This window comes from Rhodococcus sp. NPDC047139, from assembly GCF_040643435.1.
In the GTDB taxonomy this organism is placed as follows: Bacteria; Actinomycetota; Actinomycetes; order Mycobacteriales; family Mycobacteriaceae; genus Rhodococcus.
The window spans coordinates 18,126-35,502 of sequence record NZ_JBEYUH010000018.1; the positions used below are offsets into that span (position 1 = coordinate 18,126).

Sequence of the window (17,377 nt, forward strand, 5' to 3'; positions counted from 1 at the left end):
GGCGCCGCACCGTCTCCGACGGGGCCGGAACGTAGCAATGAGGTAGGAGGGTGGCAGTGACATTCGAACTGCCCAAGGCGAAGGGGCCGGTACACGACCTGGCGATCCAGGTCGGCGCCCTCGTCGGATTCTCCCTCGAAACCCTTGTGGCTGCGGTCCGCGTCCTCGTCCGGCGGCGGCTGTCGCTGGGCGAGACGATCACCCAGGCGCTGTTCATCGCGAAGGTGTGCAGCGGACCGGCGCTGCTGCTGATGCTTCCCGTGGGCGTGCTGATCGCGGTGTCGGTCGGTTCGCTTGCGGGACAGCTCGGAGCCGGCGCCTATTCGGGCGCGATCGTATCGTTCGTCGTGGTGGGGCAGGCCGCCGCACTGGTGTGTGCGCTCATGCTCGCGGGGGTGGGTGGATCGGCGATCTGCGCCGACCTCGGTTCGCGGACGATCCGCGAGGAGATCGAAGCGATGGAGGTCATGGGCCTCAATGTCGTCGAACGACTCGTCGTTCCCCGGTTGCTCGCGGCGGTCCTGGTCTCACTCATGCTCTGCTCGCTGGTGACCCTCGTCGGAGTCACGGCCTGCTATCTCTACGAGATCTATCTCAACGACGGTTCGGGAGGCGCGTTCCTCCGCACTCTCGGCGAGTACGGGCGCCTGTCCGACTTCGCCACCGCCATGGTCAAATCCGCGTGCTTCGGTATCACGTCGGCGCTCATCGCGTCCTTCAAGGGTCTACACGCGAAGGGCGGACCGAGTGGCGTCGCCGATGCCGTCAACGAAGGCGTGGTGCTCGCGTTCGTCATGGTCTTCGTCGTCAACACCGTGCTGTCCCAGCTCTACACGGTCATGGTTCCGGCGGTCGGCACCTACTGATGATCTCCTACACGGGTTTCGAACGCGCGCGCTCGATCACACGCCGGCCTCTCACCGCCACCGTCGACGGATTCGCCGCGATCGGCCGGCACGTCGTATTCGGGTGCAAAGCCGTCGCCGGAATTCCCACCGCGCTCCGGCGGTACTACAAGCACGTGATGTTCCACATCGGCGATGTGAGCTTCGGTTACGCGTCTCTGCTCGCCGGCGGTGGAACGATCGGCATCGTCTTCGCGATGTCCGCTGTCGCGGCGATGATGGTGGGTGTCGAGACGCAACGTGGGCTCGAACTGATCGGCATGACCTCTCTGTCGGGAATGCTGTCGGCGATCGCCAATACCCGCGAACTCGCTCCTGTCGTTGCCTCGATCGCTCTCGCCGCGAAGGTTGGTACGGGTTTCACCGCTCAACTCGGCGCCATGCGAATCTCGGACGAGATCGACGCGCTCGACGCCATGGCAGTGCGCTCCATTCCTTTCCTGGCGAGTACGAGACTCATCGCTTCCGCAGTGTGCGTGATCCCGATCTACATGGTCGGTCTGCTCGCCTCGTACGTCGCCACGCGCCTGATCGTCGTGAACTTTCAGGGCAACTCGGCAGGAACCTACGACTACTACTTCCATCTCGCGCTCTCACCTTCCGATCTGTGGTACTCGCTCACGAAAGCCGTGGTGTTCGCCATGATCGTCGCGGTCGTCCACTGCTCCTACGGATTCCACGCATCCGGCGGACCCGAGGGCGTAGGGCGCGCGGCCGGCCGGGCGCTGCGGACGAGCATCCTCGCGATCGGCGTCACCGACGTCGTGCTCACCTTCGCGCTGTGGGGTCTGGTTCCCACGATTCCTGGGGTCGGGTTGTCGTGAACACCACCTACCAGCAGCCCCCGCCCGTCGCCTCGCAGACCCGGCCCGGACGGACGAACCGTGGTTTCGGTCCGAGTCGTGCCGTACTAGCTCTGATCGGCGTGATGGCGACGGTCGTCATCGTCGTATCCGGGGGGCTGCTCGTGGCCTCCGGATCCGGCATGCTCTCCCGCGACCCGGAGATCACCGCGAATCTGCCCGCTTCCGCAGGTCTGATCTACGGAGCAGCCGGTGTGCAGTACCAGGGTGTCCACGTCGGCAGCCTGTCGAATCTCGAGGCCGGTGTCACCACCTCACGTCTGACCATGAAGCTCGATCCCGACGCGCTCGCCGAGATTCCCGCGTCGGTGAGTGTGCGCGTCGTGCCTCGCACTCTCTTCGGGGACGTCTTCCTCGAACTCGTGCCACCCGAGAACCCCGAATTCGGTCCCCGGCTCGCGCCGGGCGCCGAGGTTCCGGTCGACACCTCTGCCGCAGCTGCTCAGCTCGCCAATCTCTACTATCGTGCCGCCGAGCTGATGGAACAGCTGCGGCCCCAGCAACTGGCGGTCGCACTCGACGCGATGAGCCAAGCGCTGCAGGGGCGTGGTGCCGCACTTGGTGAGACCATCGATCGCGCCGCGATGCTGGCGCAAGACCTCGGTCCACTGGTCGATGCCGGAATCGTATCCGCGCCCGCGCTCGCCGCCGTCACCGAATCCTTGTCGGCGGCCACGGACGACGTCATCGCGGTTGTCGGGAACGCATCCGACCTGTCGCAGATCGCGCTCGGAAACGAGGACGGTATTCGCCGCCTGCTGACGGGTGGTGCGTCGCTCGGGCAGGAGGGCGCCGAGGTGCTCGCGGCGAACACCGGCAACATCATCTCCGTCGTACGCAACGGGGCGCCGGTGCTCGGCGCATTCGCGGCCGACACGACCGGGCTCGACGACACCCTGCGCTATCTGTCGATCTTCGGCGACGCGGGTGGACGCGTGTTCCAGACCGGACACTTCAACATCACTGCAGCAGTGGATTTCGCGGACCCGATGCCGTACACGTCCGCCGACTGCCCCCACTACGGCCCACTGGCGGGCTCCAACTGCGATGATCCGGTGCAGACCTCGGCCATCACTCGGCAGCCGGTCCTCGCCGCGGCTGCCGAACGCGGCCCGCTCGGATATCTCGAGCAGATCGCGACAGGAGCCGACCCCGACGATCCGGCGCGTCGCGGAGCCGACCCGTCGACCGCGGCGTCGATCCTGCTGGCACCGTTCGTCCGTGGGACGGAGGTCGGCATTCCGTGAATGCACTCACCCTGCAGGCCCTGCGACTCACGGCGTTCTGCGCCGTCGGCGTACTCGCTGCGTTCGTCGTGGGCAACACGCTCGACCAGCCGGTACGCGGGTCGACCCGCGACTACGCCGCGGAGTTTACAGACGTCGAAGGCCTGACGCCGGGCAGCGACGTGACTCTCGCGGGGGTCCGCGTCGGCCGGGTCTCCGGCGTGACCTTCCGGCCTCAGGACGACGGAACCTCCCGTGCCCGCGTCGAGTTCGAGGTGGAATCCGATCACGAACTGACCACCGATGTGACCGCGAAGATCAACTACGGTGACATGATCGGCGTGCGCTACGTTGCCCTGCGCCTGCCGGAGGACGCGACCGGGCAGGTGCTCGAGGAGGGGACGACGATCCCCGTCGAGCGGACGCAACCCCCGGTCGACCTCACTGCCCTCGTCAACGGATTCAAGCCGCTGTTCGAGTCGATCGATCCGGCTCGGGTCAACGCTCTCGCTGCATCCGTGGTCGCAGCATTCCAGGGGCAGGGTGGCACTCTCGAATCGCTTCTGCTGCACGTCGCTTCCGTCAGTACCGACCTCGTCGACCAGGAACAGGTGTTCAACGAGGTCATCGCGAACCTCGAACAACTCGTGACGGTCGTCGACCGCCGCAACGAGGATGTCGCATCGCTCATCTCGGGCCTGGGGGTGGTGAGCGAAGCGCTCGCCGGCGACTCCGCCAGGCTCGCCACGCTGGTCGAGCGCGGCAGCTCCGCGGTTCGTGCGACCGCCGCGCTCATGTCCGGAGCCACGGCGCCCCTCGAGACGGCTGTGTCGGACCTGCGCACGATGACGGATGCATGGATTCCGCAGACCGACCATTTCGACGAAGCGATGGCGAATCTGCCGCAGCTCGCGGACAGTATCAACCGCGTCGGTGACTACGGCGGGTGGCTCAACCTCTATATGTGCAACTTCACGGTCCTGGCCGGCGACTTCGAGGCGAATCTCTTCGGCTCGGCGTACTCGGAGGTGTGCAAGTGAACGTCGTGCGCAAGTCGAAGGAGGCCGTCGCAGCGATCTTCTCGGGTCGGCACGACCGCAATGCCGACCCGATCGTGCTCGGCCTCGTGGGCATGGTGCTCGTCGCCGTGATCATGCTGGTTGCGGTGTCTCTCCCGCGCGTGAGTTATCTGGTCCGAACCGACTCGTACACAGCCGAATTCACCAACGCAGCCGGATTGGCGCCGAACGATCCGGTATTTGTCGCCGGGGTTCCGGCCGGACGTGTCGAGGCCATGGAACTCGCGGGCGACCGCGTGCTCGTGAGCTTCCGGCTCGACCGAGGACAGGACCTCGGCGACCGCACCGGTGCCGAGGTCAAGCTCCGGACGATTCTCGGCAAGCGGTATCTGTCAGTGACTCCCGCAGGCGCAGGGGATCTCACCGACAACCGGATACCCCTGTCCCGCACCGCTGTTCCATACAGTCTGGACGAGCTGACGACCGACGCCCAGAAGATCGCAGACGGACTCGACGTCGAGTCGCTCGAGGCCATGATGAAGACGCTGACCGAGACGATGCCGTCCGATCCCGCACGGCTCTCCGACGCATTGGCGGGCGTCGAGGCCACCTCGCAGATGCTCGTCCGCAACGACGAACGGATCACGTCGCTGCTCCGGTCGGCGAAATCGCTCGGTTCGATCGTCGGCGAGCAGAGCGAGGATGTGGCCCGGCTCGTCGGCAACAGCACCACGGTCGTGTCCATACTCGCGGCCCGGAAGGAAACGCTGGTGCAGCTCGTCGACGACCTGCGGGAACTGCTCGCGACCGCGGAAGGCTTCCTCGCCGACAACTCGGCCGATATCGATGCGCTCCTCGTCAACCTCGAATCGGTGACGGCGACGCTCGAGGGTAACGCGGCCGACATCGACCAGGTTCTCGCGAAGTTCCCCGCAGCTCTTCGTGCCGCGGCCGATGCGTCCGGAAACGGCAACTGGGTCGATGTGCACGCGCCGGCCGGCCCGCTCCCCGACAATTTCCTGTGCTCCATCGGCGTGATGGAGGGATGCAATTGAGTGCCACCACGAAGACCTGGACGATCCGCGGACTCGCGATCCTCGTCGTGCTCGCACTCTGCGCGGCCGGGCTCTGGTACGTCGTGGGACCGGACCGCACGAGGACGGTCGTGGCGCAGTTCGTGTCGGTCAGCGGTATCTACCCCGGCAGCAACGTCGCGGTGCTGGGCATGCCGGTGGGCACCGTCGAGGAGGTGAAGCCCGCTGGTCGTTTCGTCGAGGTGCGCATGAGCATTCCGTCCGAGATCACCCTTCCTGCGGAGGTGTCGGCGTTCGTGATGAATCCCTCCGTCATCAGCGACCGGTTCATCGAGCTCGGCCCCGCCTACCGGGAGGGACCGACCTTCGGCGACGGCGACGTCATCCCCGTCGAACGCAGTCATGCACCGATCAACTGGGACGAACTCCTCGAGAACGTCGACGTGCTCGCCACCGCGCTCGGCCCGGAGGGCGGGGAGATCGGGCGCACGCTCGAGGTCGCCGCGGATGCGACCGCCGGGATGGGCGAGCAGATGAACCGTGCCATCACAGCTCTGAGCCAGGCCACCTCCGTGGTGGGGGTGAAGTCGGAGGACATCGGACAGGTCGTCGACGACCTCGCTGTCGCTCTGGCGGCGATCGAGTCGCGTGAAGGCGACCTGTCCGAACTCGTCCGCGGGATGGGCGAACTGGGAGAAGAGCTGCAGCGACAGAATCTCGATGTCGCCGGACCGGTCGACCAGCTCGCTGCGATCCTCGATCGGCTCGACGTCCTGCTCTCCGACCGCGGAGGCGACATCGACCGGATCATGGCGAACGCGCGGACTCTGACCGACACCTTCGCCGTGCACGTGACGGGACTCGCGGAGATCTTCGACGTCCTGCCGCTCGTCGGGCAGAACATCGACAACGCGATCGGCGAGAACGGGCGTGCGCGAATCCGTCTGAGCGTCTCGACACAGATCGGGCAGTTTCCCCGGGCGCGGGAACTGTGCGAGCGCGAACCACTTCCGCTGTGCACCGGTGCGGGCTTCACCAATCCGATCACGGTGCCGTTCGATCTGTCCGACCCCTACCAGGATCTCGTGCCGGAGTCGCTCGACCGAGCATTGAACGAGGGAGGCACGCGATGACCACCCGTGCCGGTGGTCTGCGCACGGTCGCCGTCCTGGCCGGTGTCGCGGCCTTTACCGCGGGTTGCGGGCTCAGCCTCCAGGAACTTCCCCTCGGACGCAGCGGCTCCGGCGAAACATACGAGGTGACAGCGGTCTTCGACAGTGCCGACCGCATCGATCCCGGTGCCGAGGTGCGCGCGGGCCAGGCGGTCGTCGGTCGCGTACGTTCCCTGCATACCGACGGAAGTCGCGCTTACCTGGAGTTGAGCATGTCGGGTGACGTGGAGTTTCCCGACAACGTCGGCGCGTCGGTCCGGTTGCCGTCCGCGCTCGGCAGTCCGTTCGTCCGGATCGACCTGCCGGAGGATCCGTCAGAAGAGTTGTTGTCGGACGGCGACACCATCGAGCGAACAGAGGTCGGCCCCGATATCGAGACGACCTTCGCGATGCTCGGGCAGGTCGTCAACGGCAGTGGCCTCGACCAATTGCGCACCATCACCACCGAACTCGACGCGGCTTTCAGCGGACGTGGCGAGAAGATCCGCGACATGCTCGTGCGCTTGAACACCACGATGGCGCTGGCCGACGAGAACAGCGAGAGCTTCGAACGTACCCTTGTCGCAGCCGACTCGGTCACCGAGCGGTTGGCGCAGCAGCAGGACCTGCTCGACCGCAGCATCGTCGACAGCGCCCGGATGGTGGACCTGCTTGCCGCACAGCAGCAGGACCTCGCCACGCTGGTCGCGAGCACTGCCACCGTCGTCGAGTCGGTCGACATCGTGATGGCCGAGCAGCAATCCACCATCGGCGGGAGCATCGACGATCTCGCGCAGATCACCGCCGGCATCCGGGATTTCAACAACACGGTGGAAGCGGCACTGGTCAACGTGAACAGGTTCGTGGACGGCTTCAACAGATCGGTCAGGGGCGACTATCTGTTGTTCGACGGGGCGCTCGACATTCCGGGTGCCATCGACCTGCTCGTCACCGGCGGTGTGCCCCTCGATGGAGGCTCACCGGTGAAGTTGCCGCAGGCCGACGTCGCGGCAGGGCTCGCCGACCTCCTCCTCGGAGGTACACGATGAAACGTGCCGTTCTCGTCCAGGTGATCGTGTTCGTCGTTCTCGGCATCGTCACCACCGTTGTCGGTGTGCGCTACGTGCTCGGTCCCCAGAGTCTCGGCGGCGCCATCCACCTGAACGCACATCTCGAGGATGCACGGGGCATCGGAGCAGGTACCTCGGTCACCTACCGGGGTGTCCAGATCGGCGAGGTCGCTTCCTTGTCGATCGCCCCGGGCGGGCGTGGATCCGATGCGGTTCTCTCGATCGATCCGGGGGTGCAGATCCCCGCCGGCAGCACCGGGAGGGTCGTCACCGCGACCGCGATCGGCATCCTCAGCGTCGATATCGAGCCCGATACCGATCAGGGGCCGTACCTCACCGAGGGTGACACGCTGCTCGTTCCCCAGGCGGACCAGGGTCTTCGCCTCGACCAGTTGCTCGTCAACATGACGGGCCTCATCGAGAGCCTGGACGCGGAGTCCCTCGTCACCCTCGGCGAGACGTGGGGGACAGCGCTCGACGGCACCGGCCCGGAACTGCAGGCGCTGCTCGAGAACGCCGACGCGCTCTCGCGCATGGTGGCCGATCGTGCTCCCGCCATCGCGACCCTGCTCGACGAGGGCCTCGGCCTCGTCGGTGCGATGGCGGACAACGCGGATACCTTCCCAGGATCGATGCGTGCGGTGCGAGACGTCTCCGATCAACTGGTGGGCAGCAGGGATTCGCTCGTGTATCTGATGGACCGGTCGCCCGAGGCGCTTGCGCGGACCGAGGAACTCTTCGCTGCGACGCGGGACGACTTCGGTGTCCTGCTGACCAATCTCGTCACGGTCGGGGAGGTGCTCGGTCCCCGCGCCCCGTCCCTGAGCACCGGGCTCGACTCGCTGCCCGCTGCGATGAAGGATCTCACCAGCGTCGTGGAGGGCGACCGCGGCAACTTCGCACTCGTCGCGACGCAGGGGCCGGTCTGTTATTACGACACGCAGCGACGCATGATCGGGGACGAGAGTCCTCGCGAAGCCGATCTGTCGCTCTACTGTCCGCCGGGTGAAGACCTCGCTCAGCGCGGTGCGTACACGGCACCGCGACCGGACGGAACCGGCCTGGCGAACTACACCACCCCGGGGAAGGTCACCGGCCCCGACATGGCAGAGGATCCCTTGCTCATCCCGACCGGGGTGGAAGCGTTGAACTACTGGCAGAAGTTGCTGGAAGGACTGGGCGGATGACTCCTACCGATGCACCGACCGAGAAGGACACCGAGGGTACCGAGTCGAACAGTGCGGAGCCGACCGGCGGTCGGCGCACCCGGGCGGGGCGGAGCCGGTGGATCACCGCCGGTTCGATCGTGGCGCTGCTCGCGGCCTCGGCCTTCTTGGGGTTCCGGTGGTGGCAGGCCGATCAGGATGCCACCTGGAGGGAGGAAGCGGTCACCAAGGCCCGTGAGTACGCCGTCACCCTCGGCACCTACGACTACCGCTCGTTCGACGAGAATCTCGCCGCTGTGTCCGCGAACTCCACCGAGGAATTCGCGGCCGAGTACGACGGGGTGGCAGGAGATCTCCGGGGTCTCGTCGAGAACGGCCGAGGCACCTCGACCGCCCGGGCCGATCATGCCGGTCTCGAGACCTTCGACGGCGATACCGCCACTGTGCTGGTCTTCCTCGACCAGGACGTGAAGAACGTCGTGGTCCCCGAGGGACGCACCGATGCCACACGTTTCGTCATCACGCTGAAACGAGTCGACGGTCGCTGGCTGCTGGACGGGGCCGAGGCACGTTAGACGGGCACCTCGCGGATCACCGTTGCATCTCGCGAGAATGGGACTATCTTTTATGGATAGTAATATTTTCGCGAGAGGTTGTTCCAAATGACTTTGCGGTTCATCTTCCACTACCCGGAGATCAACGGGCCCGACGGTGATGTGCTCGATCCCGGACCGGTCAGAGACGTGGCCGTGGCCGCCGAGAACGCGGGATTCGATGCGTTCGCGTTCAGTGAACATCCCGCGCCCGGCGCTCGGTGGCTCTCCGCCGGAGGGCACCAGACACTCGACCCGTTCGTTGCCCTCGGATACGTCGCGGGTGCAACCGAACGGCTTCGTCTGCTGACCTATCTGGCGGTTGCGCCCTATCGGAATCCGATGCTCCTTGCGAAGGCTGCCGCCACACTGGACAAGATCTCCGGGGGGCGCTTCGTACTCGGACTCGGGACGGGATATCAGAAGAGTGAGTTCCATGCGCTCGGCGTCGACTTCGGCGAACGCAATGCTCTGTTCGACGAAGCACTCGACGTGCTTCCGCTCCACTGGCGAGGAGAACCTTTCGATTATCAGGGACGCCACTTCAGTGCACGCGACATCATCGCCCGGCCGCGTCCCGTGCAGGACCCCATACCGATCTGGATCGGCGGAAACTCCAAGCTCACACGTCGGAGGGTCGCGCATCGTGCACAGGGATGGATGCCGATGTCGGGCGACGGGCAACTGAGTGCCACTGCCCGTACGAACACACTCGGCCCTGTCGAAGAATTGGGGAAGCAGATCGCGGACGTCCGGTCCGAAGCACTCGCGGCAGGCCGGACCGATCACATCGACGTCGTGTATTCGTACGGGAGCGAACTCATGTCCGCGACCGCGGCACCGGATCGACACCGTGAGGTGTTCGCCGATCTGGAGAAGGCCGGCGTGGATTGGGTCTCCGTTTCGTGCCGTATCGAAGGGCTCTCGGCCACAGTCGATTTCCTGGAGGCGTTCGGTGCGACCTATATTTCGTGAGGAGCCCTCGGTGGGATGGTTCGAGCAACGCGCAGGACTCGGTGGCAAGGTCGCCGTGATCACGGGCGGCGCAGGTGGACTCGGAGAGTCGATCGTCCGGGATCTGGCAGCCAACGGAGTGCTGCCGGCTGTGGTGGACATCGACGCGGATGCAGTGGAAGCCCTCCGGTCGGACCTCGCCACTGCCGGTATCGAAAGCATCGTCCGATGCGGTGACGTCCGCGATCCCGACGTCTTGACCGCTCTCTTCGGTGCCGTGGACGAGCGATGGGGGCGCGTCGATCTCCTGGTGAACATCGTCGGCGGAACCTTCCGGGCACCCTTCATCGATACGTCGCAGAAAGGGTGGGATGCACTCGTGCGGACCAATCTGTCGCACGTGCTGCAGGCGTGTTCGCTTGCGGTGCCTCGGATGAGGCAGGGCGGTCGCGGCGGGAGCATCGTGAACATCACGACCATCGAAGCTCATCGGGCGGCTCCTGGCTATGCGGTGTATTCCGCGGCGAAGGCTGCCGTCGAGCAGTTCGCGCGGACTCTCGCTGTCGAGGTGGCGCCCGATCGGATCCGTGTCAACAACGTCGCTCCCGACTTCGTGCCCACACCAGGCTTGGAGAAACTCGCCGTAGGAGAGCACGCCCTGGCCGACGAACGCAGCGCCCGGGTCGCGATCCCGATGGGGCGTGTCGGTCACGTCCATGATGTCTCCGGCTGCGTGGTCTTCCTCGCCTCCGAATTGTCGTCCTTTGTCACCGGCACGACGCTCCACCCCGACGGCGGTGTACTCGCGTCGTCGGGGTGGTTCAACTGGCCAGGTATCGGCTGGGCGAACTATGCGCCGGCGAGCGCCCTCGAAGGTGTTTCGTCGGCGCCGGCAGGCTGAGAGCGTGGAATGGTGAAGGTTGCCGTCACACAAGCGATTGCGATCACGAAGCACACCACGGCATACCAGAGATTGCCGATCGGATCGCCCGCTTCGGTGACTCCGTCGACCGCTGCGAACCAGTCGGGCAGGGCAGCAAACCACAGCACGGCCATCACGGCGAGATAGACGATCGAGTACCAGCGGACGAGGTTGTTCGAATAGGGCCGGTCGGCGGGCGTGCTTCGCAGCCGGGTCCATTGACGCGAGAGCACATAGATCGCGACAGCCGAGAGGATCACGAGTTCCGCGGCGTAGATCGTCGCACGCACGGTTGTGCTTCCCATGCCGATCACGGTCGCCGGCGCCGGGAGGATCACTGTGCCCACGGATGCGAGAAGACCGACCACTATCGTGCGCCAGGTCAACTCGACACCGCTGAATGTACGGCCGGCATCGATATGCCGGCCGACGAAGAACTGTACGCAGAACGCGAGGGACATCGGCCACAGTGCCGCGAAGACCACCACGCTCGGGAGGGGAACCGAATCGAAGAAGGGCTGGTTGATCGGATTGTCCAGAGACCACTCCCACCAACGCAATTGCGGACCGAGGTGATCGAAGATCTCGTAGAAGGCGTGGTGGACGAAGCCCACGCAGGCTGCTCCGACGAAGGTCCCGTACTGCCGGAAGACGCCGAGCATCCGGACGATCTCGAAAGCGATCGTCGCCATCAGCGGGTAGATGGCGATGATGTAGAGCGGCAGTCGTCCCCACATGAACTCCACGGTGAACACGTTGTGCGCGAACATCGTGTCGATGTACTCCTCGACACCGAAAGCGTCCGGGAAGTACAGCAGGGGTTCGATGATGAACAGGAACGCGAGCGTGCCGAGCCACACGACGAGATTGGTGGCGTCACCGGTGCGCCGCAGGCGGACGATCGCGTGCACCAGCATCAGCACGGCACCGAGCACGATGGTCGCCTCGAGGACGGGCAGTGTCCAATTCTCGAGCGCGAGAGGACTGCGCAACTCGAAGATCCCACCGGCCTCCTCACACGAGAATCCGAGGCGGGTCGCGAGGTCCTCGAAGGTGGGGGAGCACAGATCGGACATCAGTTGTTCCTCCCCGCACCGGTTTCCGCGGTGTACCAGTGCGAGACGTCGTAACCCTCGTCGAATCGCCGGAACCACACGTCGGCAAGTGCGGGCAACTTCTCGTGGTCGGGATTGTGCTTGGGCATCTGGCTGCGGACGACGCCCATCAGGGCAACGAGCTGTTCACCGAGAGGTAGGACGTCGAAAGCGCGCGGCATCGGGCCGTGATCCTCGTATCGCAGAAACGGCAGTATGCGTCGCAAGTTCTGCTTGCGCCGGTACGACGCGAACATCGACATTGCATCGATCTTCCGATCTTCGATCGGGATGTGCTCGTTGAATCCGTTGCATGCGATGGCGATGACGTCGAGCACGTGCCGGAAGACCGAGGGTGCCTGCCGCATCCGGTAGATGTCGCTCCCGACCACCGCATCGAAGATGATGAGGGCGGAACTGCGGTGCTCGACTTCCTCGACGAAGTGCCAGATGAACAGCGATGCGACGCGGTCGTCGCCCGGGCGGAACAGTGCGGCCTCGTTGTCGAGCATGAGTTTGAAGACCGGCGTGAAGGTCGCCTCGAGATCGGCGGTGTACGCGAGGCGGTATTCCGCCGACGTTTCCGCCGTCAGTTCGTCGAAGGCACCGACGACCTGGTCGAGCGTCTCCTGGAGCCCGGGATAACGCTTGATCAGGGCCTTGACGTGCTGGCGGTGTGCCGTCGAGTGCTGACCCTCCTGGTACATGAAGGCGTTCGCTTCCTCGAGGATCGCGGGGTCGGTGATCCGCGGAGTTATCTCGCGGATCATGTTCACGATCATCTTCTCGAAACCGATCGCGAGGAACGAGACGGCGTTGGCCATGCTCGAGAAGGCGGGATTCTCCTCGTTCCACAGAAAGGGCACGTCGTAATCCGCGAATGCGAAACGCATCTTCCGGACCTGCAGATTCGTCATCGGGCGCTACCTCGTCTCCTCGACACCGGGCTGAGCCGGAGCACGGATGGGAGGGCCTCGGAGGAGCTGGGAGGCCCCGGTCGGCGTGACCATACACGAAATACGTCATGTGTATGATAGGTGTCCCATTCGCTCGCGGGAACAGTTTCGGGCGGCATCTGCTGAGGTCGTGCGTGTTACCGTCGGGCTTTCTCCAGACGACGGTTCGAGGATGCGAGAAGTGGCACGCAGACGTGGGTGGGGTGGAAGTCCTCCAGCCAGCGATCAGGAGGCTTCGCAGCGGATCGTCGCCGCTGCCGTCCAGCTCATCGATCGGACCGGCACGGAGATCAGCATCGCCGACGTCGCGCAGTCGCTGGGTGTGATCCGCCAGACGGTGTATCGCTACTTTCCGAGCGCGGATGCCTTGATGCGTGCCGCTGCCATGGCTTCGGTCGAAGGCTTCCTCGAGCGACTGACCCGGCAGGTCGCGGGGATCGGTGATCCGGTCGAGGCCATGACGGAAGGTGTCGTCTACACGCTCGCGGAAGTGCGTCGCACTCCGCACCTCGGCATCCTGCTGTCGAGCAGCTATTCGAACCCGCACCCCGAGGCGCTGGCCTCGGAGGAGGCGTGGATGTTCGGTATGGCGATGATCAAGCGGTTCGATGTGGACTGGGAACGCTACGGCTACGACGACGACTCGCTCGCCGAGCTGGTCGAGTACGTGCTGCGCACGATGCAATCGTTCTTCGTCTCGCCCGGAACACCGCCACGCTCGGACGACGAGCTGCGCCGTTACCTGCGTCGCTGGATGGGGACGGCGATCCTCGCCCAGTGGGAGTGGGAGCGCCGCGTCCCGCGGGAAAGCGGCCGAGGCCCCGTAGAGTCCGGTTCGTGACGAACGAGAAGCAGCAGATCCGGCGGGCCGACCGTACGCGCCAAGATGACCCGCAGAACGTCCCGCGGCCGGCGGAGGGTGAAGCCGATCGTGTGGTGGTGGAGACCACCTGGGGTGAGGTGCAACCCCTCCACGTGGAGGCGGGAGTGGCGACCGTCGGCGAACTCGAGGTGATCGAACTGCTCGACGGAGGTGCGGTACTGGTGGACACACGGGTGCCGGATTCCAGAAGCGGTGTGACCCTCCCCGGTGCCGTGAACATCCCGCACGACGACATCGTCGCGCGGAAGGACGAACTCGACACCGCACGGACGACGATCGTTTTCTGCAACGGTCCTCAATGTCCCCAGTCGCCGGACGCGATCCGGAAGTTGATCGAGGCCGGATATCCGGCGTCCGCGCTCGTCTACTACCGCGGTGGGCTACACGATTGGGCGACCCTGGGGTATCCGCTCGCCTCGGTATGAACGGCGCTGCCGAAGGTTGCATCCATGATGTGATGTAGCTAACATCGAAGGTGCGAATCGAGCTCGAGACGTCCGCGGACGACATGGAAGAGCTCGTGAAGCAGAGATCCGGCCCGGAGAACGCGAAGGCGAAATCCCCGGGCCGAACCCCTGTCCGGAGGTAGATTCGCTACCGAGCGTCAGACCGTGGTGCCGGACAGCTGGGAGGAACACCGATGGGGGAACGGATCACGACCGTCGAACGAGACGGGTTGCGATTCGATGTGCGGGACGAGGGTCCACTGGACGGGGAGCCGATCGTCCTGCTCCACGGATTCCCGCAGGACTCACGGTCGTGGAGCGAGGTCGCCCCTCGTCTGCATGCGGCCGGCTATCGCACCTTCGCACTCGATCAGCGCGGTTACTCGCCCGGTGCCCGTCCGCGTCGCCGGCGCGACTACCACATCGACCTCCTGGTCGACGACGTCGTGGCGCTCGTCGAGTCGGTACCGGGCGGGCGCGCACACGTCGTCGGTCACGACTGGGGAGCGATCGTCGCCTGGGCTCTCGCAATGCGCCGGCCGAATCTCGTCCGCGCCCTCACGGCCGTGTCCGTTCCGCATCCGGGCGCGTTCCTGCGCTCGTTCGCCACGAGTCTGCAGTTGCTTCGCTCGTGGTACATCCTCGCCTTCCAGCTGCCCTGGATCCCCGAGATCCTGTTGAGCAGCAAGAAGATTGCAACCGTCGTATTGCGTCGTACCGGGCAGCCGGCCGAGGCAGCCGAACGGGATGCGGCGCGGCTGACCGATCCGGCGGCGGTTCGCGGTGGCGTGCACTGGTATCGGGCGGTGCCGCTGTGGAAGCCGAGGGCGGCGCTGAAAACCGTCACGGTGCCCACCCAGATGATCTGGAGCGACAACGATGTCGCAATCGGGCCGGTGGGCGTCGAGGCGACCGGCCGTTACGTGAGCGGCCCCTACCGAGCAAGTATCCTTGCCGGCACGAGTCACTGGATCCCGGACGAGGAGCCGGAAGAACTCGCGCGACTGGTGATCGAGCACGTCGCCGCACACGGCTGAAGCTCAGGCGCGCAAGCGCTCCTGCCTGAGCAGGTCGACCTCGGGAAGGTCCAGGGCCGGCAGCGAGTCCACGCCCAGAGCGCGCATCAGGAGATGGTCGGCGAGCTCGGGGTTGCGGGCGAGCACGGGACCGTGCAGATAGGTTCCGATCACCGAACCTTGCACCGCGCCTTCGAGTCCGTCGCCGACTCCGTTTCCGACACCGCGTTCCACGCGACCGAGTCCGGTCGCGTCGGGTCCGAGAGTCGTTCCCCCGCGGTGGTTCTCGAATCCCGTCAGCGGCAGGCTGAGCCCGGAGAGGGTGGGCCGGATGATGATTTCCCCGATCGAACGCGTCGACTGCGGCGAGGTGGTCGCATCGAGCATCCCGACACCGTCGACGCGTTCGCCCGAGGACGTCTCGTACCAGTGCCCGAGCACCTGGATCGCGGCGCAGATCGCCAGGACCGGCGCTCCGCGCTCGGCCGCGCGCTGCAGCCCCGGATAGCGCAGCAGGTGCCGTGTGGCCAGTCGCTGCGCGGCATCCTCGGCCCCACCGAGTGTGTAGAGGTCGAGGGACTCGGGAACGGGATCGTTCAATCCGATCTCGACGATCTCGGCATCGTGGCCACGCATCCGGAGACGCTGCCTCAGCACCAGGGCGTTACCCCCGTCGCCGTAGGTGCCCATGACGTCGGGCAGGACGAGTCCGATACGGACGGTCGACTCAGACATGGGCAGCTCTCCTCGCGATTGCGGTGTTGAGATCGCGGAACGCGGTGTAGTTGGCAAGTACCTCCACGCGACCGGGAGGGCACGAGGCGATGGCCTTCAGCGGATCCGGCACGAGAGTGTGCTCGACCCCCGCATAGGTCAGGCGGACCGCGAGATCGGTGCCGCGTTCGCCGGCCGCCACCACCTGCACGCCTTCGAAGTGCTCGAAGCGTACGTCCCACAACCACGACAGATCCTCGCCGTCGGGCACCTGTCCGTTGACGGCGATGACCAGGCCGTCGACGGTGGGGTCGATCATCGACAGGGCTTCCTGCCAGCCGGCCGGATTCTTCGCGAGCAGCATGTGCACCGAGTGCGGCCCCACCTGCACGGTCTTGTAGCGGCCGGCGACCTCTTCCACGACCGATGCCGCCGCAGCGGCCTTGGCGGGATCGGCGCCGAGAGCCACAGCGGCAGCGACCGCCTGGGCGGCATTGCCTCGGTTCGCGCGGCCGGGAAGGGTGAGAGTCAGCGGAAGGACGAGACCGTCCGGGCCGTAGAGGTTCTCGTCGTCGACCCACCAGTCGGGCGTCGGTCGTGCGAAATCCGAACCGGTGCTGTACCAGTGGTTGCCCTCCCGGACGATGGGTTCGCCCGAGCGGGGGCAGCTCACGGAGTCGTTGGCCCAGCCCGCGCCTGCGGCGACCCACACGACGTTCGGATTGTCGTAGGCCGCAGAGGTGACGAGGACATCGTCGCAGTTCGCGATGATCACGGCGTCGGGGTGTCGTTTCAGACCCTCGCGCAGCTTCCGTTCGATCATGTTGATCTCACCGACGCGGTCGAGCTGGTCGCGGGTGAGATTGAGCAGCACGATCGCCCGGGGGTCGAGAGCGTCGGCGACGTGCGGGGTGTGGAGTTCGTCGACCTCGATCGCGGCGAGGGGTGCCGCGAGGTCGGTGGCGAGAGCGGCGACGATCCCGGCATCCATGTTCGCGCCGTCGGCCTGGGTGACGACCGAATCGATGGTCTCGAGTGCGGCGGCCGTCATGCGGGTGGTCGTGGACTTGCCGTTGGTGCCGGTGACGAGCACGGTTCGCCGGCCTCGGCCGAGTTGTCTCATGAGTTCCGGATCGATCTTGAGGGCGACGAGCCCTCCGATCATCGAGCCCTTACCGCGTCCGGCCTTCTGGGACGCCCACGCGGCGGCCTTGGCTGCCCGAAGTGCGAGTCGGCCGCGTGCGGTGATTCCGGTGCTGGTTCCCACGTCGGCGAGTGTTTCACAGCCCCGGGGAGGCCGTGTCGCCGGAGGTCGATCACTCGGGTCGCCGAGCCATTCGTCCGCGGCGGGGACGGGATCCAGGG

Annotated in this window: 18 protein-coding genes; 14 read left to right on the top strand and 4 right to left on the bottom strand. The window is 65.8% G+C overall.

The features are described from left to right. Positions 1-56: 56 nt before the first annotated feature. From ABZ789_RS19410 to ABZ789_RS19460, 11 genes are all read left to right on the top strand, one after another. Positions 57-866, top strand: coding sequence for an ABC transporter permease (locus ABZ789_RS19410; protein WP_358427319.1), 810 nt, complete (start codon positions 57-59; stop codon positions 864-866). Further along, positions 866-1,729 carry an ABC transporter permease gene (locus tag ABZ789_RS19415; protein WP_358427133.1) on the top strand — a complete coding sequence of 288 codons (864 nt, stop codon included), beginning with the start codon at positions 866-868 and terminating at the stop codon, positions 1,727-1,729. The genes ABZ789_RS19410 and ABZ789_RS19415 overlap by 1 nt, the downstream gene beginning before the upstream one ends. After that, positions 1,726-3,015, top strand: coding sequence for an MCE family protein (locus ABZ789_RS19420; protein ID WP_358427136.1), 1,290 nt, complete (start codon positions 1,726-1,728; stop codon positions 3,013-3,015). Before ABZ789_RS19415 ends, ABZ789_RS19420 begins: the two co-directional genes overlap by 4 nt. Next, positions 3,012-4,034, top strand: a complete 1,023-nt coding sequence (locus ABZ789_RS19425) for an MCE family protein (RefSeq protein ID WP_358427139.1) — start codon at positions 3,012-3,014, stop codon at positions 4,032-4,034. Before ABZ789_RS19420 ends, ABZ789_RS19425 begins: the two co-directional genes overlap by 4 nt. Further along, positions 4,031-5,068, top strand: a complete 1,038-nt coding sequence (locus tag ABZ789_RS19430) for an MCE family protein (RefSeq protein ID WP_358427141.1) — start codon at positions 4,031-4,033, stop codon at positions 5,066-5,068. Before ABZ789_RS19425 ends, ABZ789_RS19430 begins: the two co-directional genes overlap by 4 nt. Beyond that, positions 5,065-6,180, top strand: coding sequence for an MCE family protein (locus ABZ789_RS19435; protein WP_358427144.1), 1,116 nt, complete (start codon positions 5,065-5,067; stop codon positions 6,178-6,180). The genes ABZ789_RS19430 and ABZ789_RS19435 overlap by 4 nt, the downstream gene beginning before the upstream one ends. Further along, positions 6,177-7,247, top strand: coding sequence for an MCE family protein (locus ABZ789_RS19440; protein ID WP_358427147.1), 1,071 nt, complete (start codon positions 6,177-6,179; stop codon positions 7,245-7,247). The genes ABZ789_RS19435 and ABZ789_RS19440 overlap by 4 nt, the downstream gene beginning before the upstream one ends. Continuing rightward, complete coding sequence (locus ABZ789_RS19445) at positions 7,244-8,455, top strand: MlaD family protein (protein WP_358427150.1); 1,212 nt, start codon at positions 7,244-7,246, stop codon at positions 8,453-8,455. The genes ABZ789_RS19440 and ABZ789_RS19445 overlap by 4 nt, the downstream gene beginning before the upstream one ends. After that, positions 8,452-9,009: a hypothetical protein gene (locus ABZ789_RS19450; RefSeq protein WP_358427153.1), complete on the top strand. Its 558-nt coding sequence runs from the start codon at positions 8,452-8,454 to the stop codon at positions 9,007-9,009. Before ABZ789_RS19445 ends, ABZ789_RS19450 begins: the two co-directional genes overlap by 4 nt. Before the next feature lie 87 nt (positions 9,010-9,096). Further along, on the top strand, positions 9,097-10,002 hold the full coding sequence (locus ABZ789_RS19455; protein WP_358427156.1) for an LLM class F420-dependent oxidoreductase: 906 nt from the start codon (positions 9,097-9,099) through the stop codon (positions 10,000-10,002). Positions 10,003-10,012: 10 nt separating this feature from the next. Beyond that, complete coding sequence (locus ABZ789_RS19460) at positions 10,013-10,882, top strand: SDR family NAD(P)-dependent oxidoreductase (RefSeq protein ID WP_358427158.1); 870 nt, start codon at positions 10,013-10,015, stop codon at positions 10,880-10,882. On the opposite strand, the gene ABZ789_RS19465 is transcribed toward ABZ789_RS19460, so the two are convergent. Both ABZ789_RS19465 and ABZ789_RS19470 read right to left on the bottom strand, forming a co-directional pair. After that, positions 10,831-11,979 carry a hypothetical protein gene (locus tag ABZ789_RS19465; protein WP_358427161.1) on the bottom strand — a complete coding sequence of 383 codons (1,149 nt, stop codon included), beginning with the start codon at positions 11,977-11,979 and terminating at the stop codon, positions 10,831-10,833. The two genes, ABZ789_RS19460 and ABZ789_RS19465, sit on opposite strands and share 52 nt — an antisense overlap. Next, positions 11,979-12,914: a metal-dependent hydrolase gene (locus ABZ789_RS19470; protein WP_358427163.1), complete on the bottom strand. Its 936-nt coding sequence runs from the start codon at positions 12,912-12,914 to the stop codon at positions 11,979-11,981. The genes ABZ789_RS19465 and ABZ789_RS19470 overlap by 1 nt, the downstream gene beginning before the upstream one ends. A 220-nt stretch (positions 12,915-13,134) precedes the next feature. Here ABZ789_RS19470 and ABZ789_RS19475 point away from each other — a divergent pair, with 220 nt between their 5' ends. The 3 genes from ABZ789_RS19475 (at position 13,135) to ABZ789_RS19485 (ending at position 15,319) form a co-directional block, all read left to right on the top strand. After that, positions 13,135-13,794, top strand: a complete 660-nt coding sequence (locus ABZ789_RS19475; protein ID WP_358427166.1) for a TetR/AcrR family transcriptional regulator — start codon at positions 13,135-13,137, stop codon at positions 13,792-13,794. After that, on the top strand, positions 13,791-14,261 hold the full coding sequence (locus ABZ789_RS19480) for a rhodanese-like domain-containing protein (protein WP_358427169.1): 471 nt from the start codon (positions 13,791-13,793) through the stop codon (positions 14,259-14,261). Before ABZ789_RS19475 ends, ABZ789_RS19480 begins: the two co-directional genes overlap by 4 nt. Before the next feature lie 215 nt (positions 14,262-14,476). After that, the gene (locus ABZ789_RS19485) at positions 14,477-15,319 is read left to right on the top strand and encodes an alpha/beta fold hydrolase (RefSeq protein WP_358427172.1); all 843 of its coding nucleotides are present in this window, start codon (positions 14,477-14,479) and stop codon (positions 15,317-15,319) included. A gap of 3 nt (positions 15,320-15,322) precedes the next feature. Here ABZ789_RS19485 and ABZ789_RS19490 read toward each other — a convergent pair whose 3' ends face one another. Together ABZ789_RS19490 and ABZ789_RS19495 are read right to left on the bottom strand one after the other, a co-directional pair. Then, the gene (locus ABZ789_RS19490; RefSeq protein ID WP_358427175.1) at positions 15,323-16,033 is read right to left on the bottom strand and encodes a glutamine amidotransferase; all 711 of its coding nucleotides are present in this window, start codon (positions 16,031-16,033) and stop codon (positions 15,323-15,325) included. Further along, positions 16,026-17,279 (bottom strand): MurT ligase domain-containing protein, encoded by a 1,254-nt coding sequence (locus ABZ789_RS19495; RefSeq protein ID WP_358427178.1) that lies wholly within the window; start codon positions 17,277-17,279, stop codon positions 16,026-16,028. Before ABZ789_RS19495 ends, ABZ789_RS19490 begins: the two co-directional genes overlap by 8 nt. Positions 17,280-17,377 lie beyond the last annotated feature (98 nt).

What these genes read in the sequence shown, in the direction of transcription:
- ABZ789_RS19485 (WP_358427172.1), top strand. Translation starts at nt 14,477, where the DNA reads ATGGGGGAACGGATCACGACCGTCGAACGAGACGGGTTGCGATTCGAT.
- ABZ789_RS19455 (WP_358427156.1), top strand. Translation starts at nt 9,097, where the DNA reads ATGACTTTGCGGTTCATCTTCCACTACCCGGAGATCAACGGGCCCGAC.
- ABZ789_RS19490 (WP_358427175.1), bottom strand. Translation starts at nt 16,033, where the DNA reads ATGTCTGAGTCGACCGTCCGTATCGGACTCGTCCTGCCCGACGTCATG.
- ABZ789_RS19470 (WP_358427163.1), bottom strand. Translation starts at nt 12,914, where the DNA reads ATGACGAATCTGCAGGTCCGGAAGATGCGTTTCGCATTCGCGGATTAC.
- ABZ789_RS19465 (WP_358427161.1), bottom strand. Translation starts at nt 11,979, where the DNA reads ATGTCCGATCTGTGCTCCCCCACCTTCGAGGACCTCGCGACCCGCCTC.
- ABZ789_RS19450 (WP_358427153.1), top strand. Translation starts at nt 8,452, where the DNA reads ATGACTCCTACCGATGCACCGACCGAGAAGGACACCGAGGGTACCGAG.
- ABZ789_RS19445 (WP_358427150.1), top strand. Translation starts at nt 7,244, where the DNA reads ATGAAACGTGCCGTTCTCGTCCAGGTGATCGTGTTCGTCGTTCTCGGC.
- ABZ789_RS19440 (WP_358427147.1), top strand. Translation starts at nt 6,177, where the DNA reads ATGACCACCCGTGCCGGTGGTCTGCGCACGGTCGCCGTCCTGGCCGGT.
- ABZ789_RS19415 (WP_358427133.1), top strand. Translation starts at nt 866, where the DNA reads ATGATCTCCTACACGGGTTTCGAACGCGCGCGCTCGATCACACGCCGG.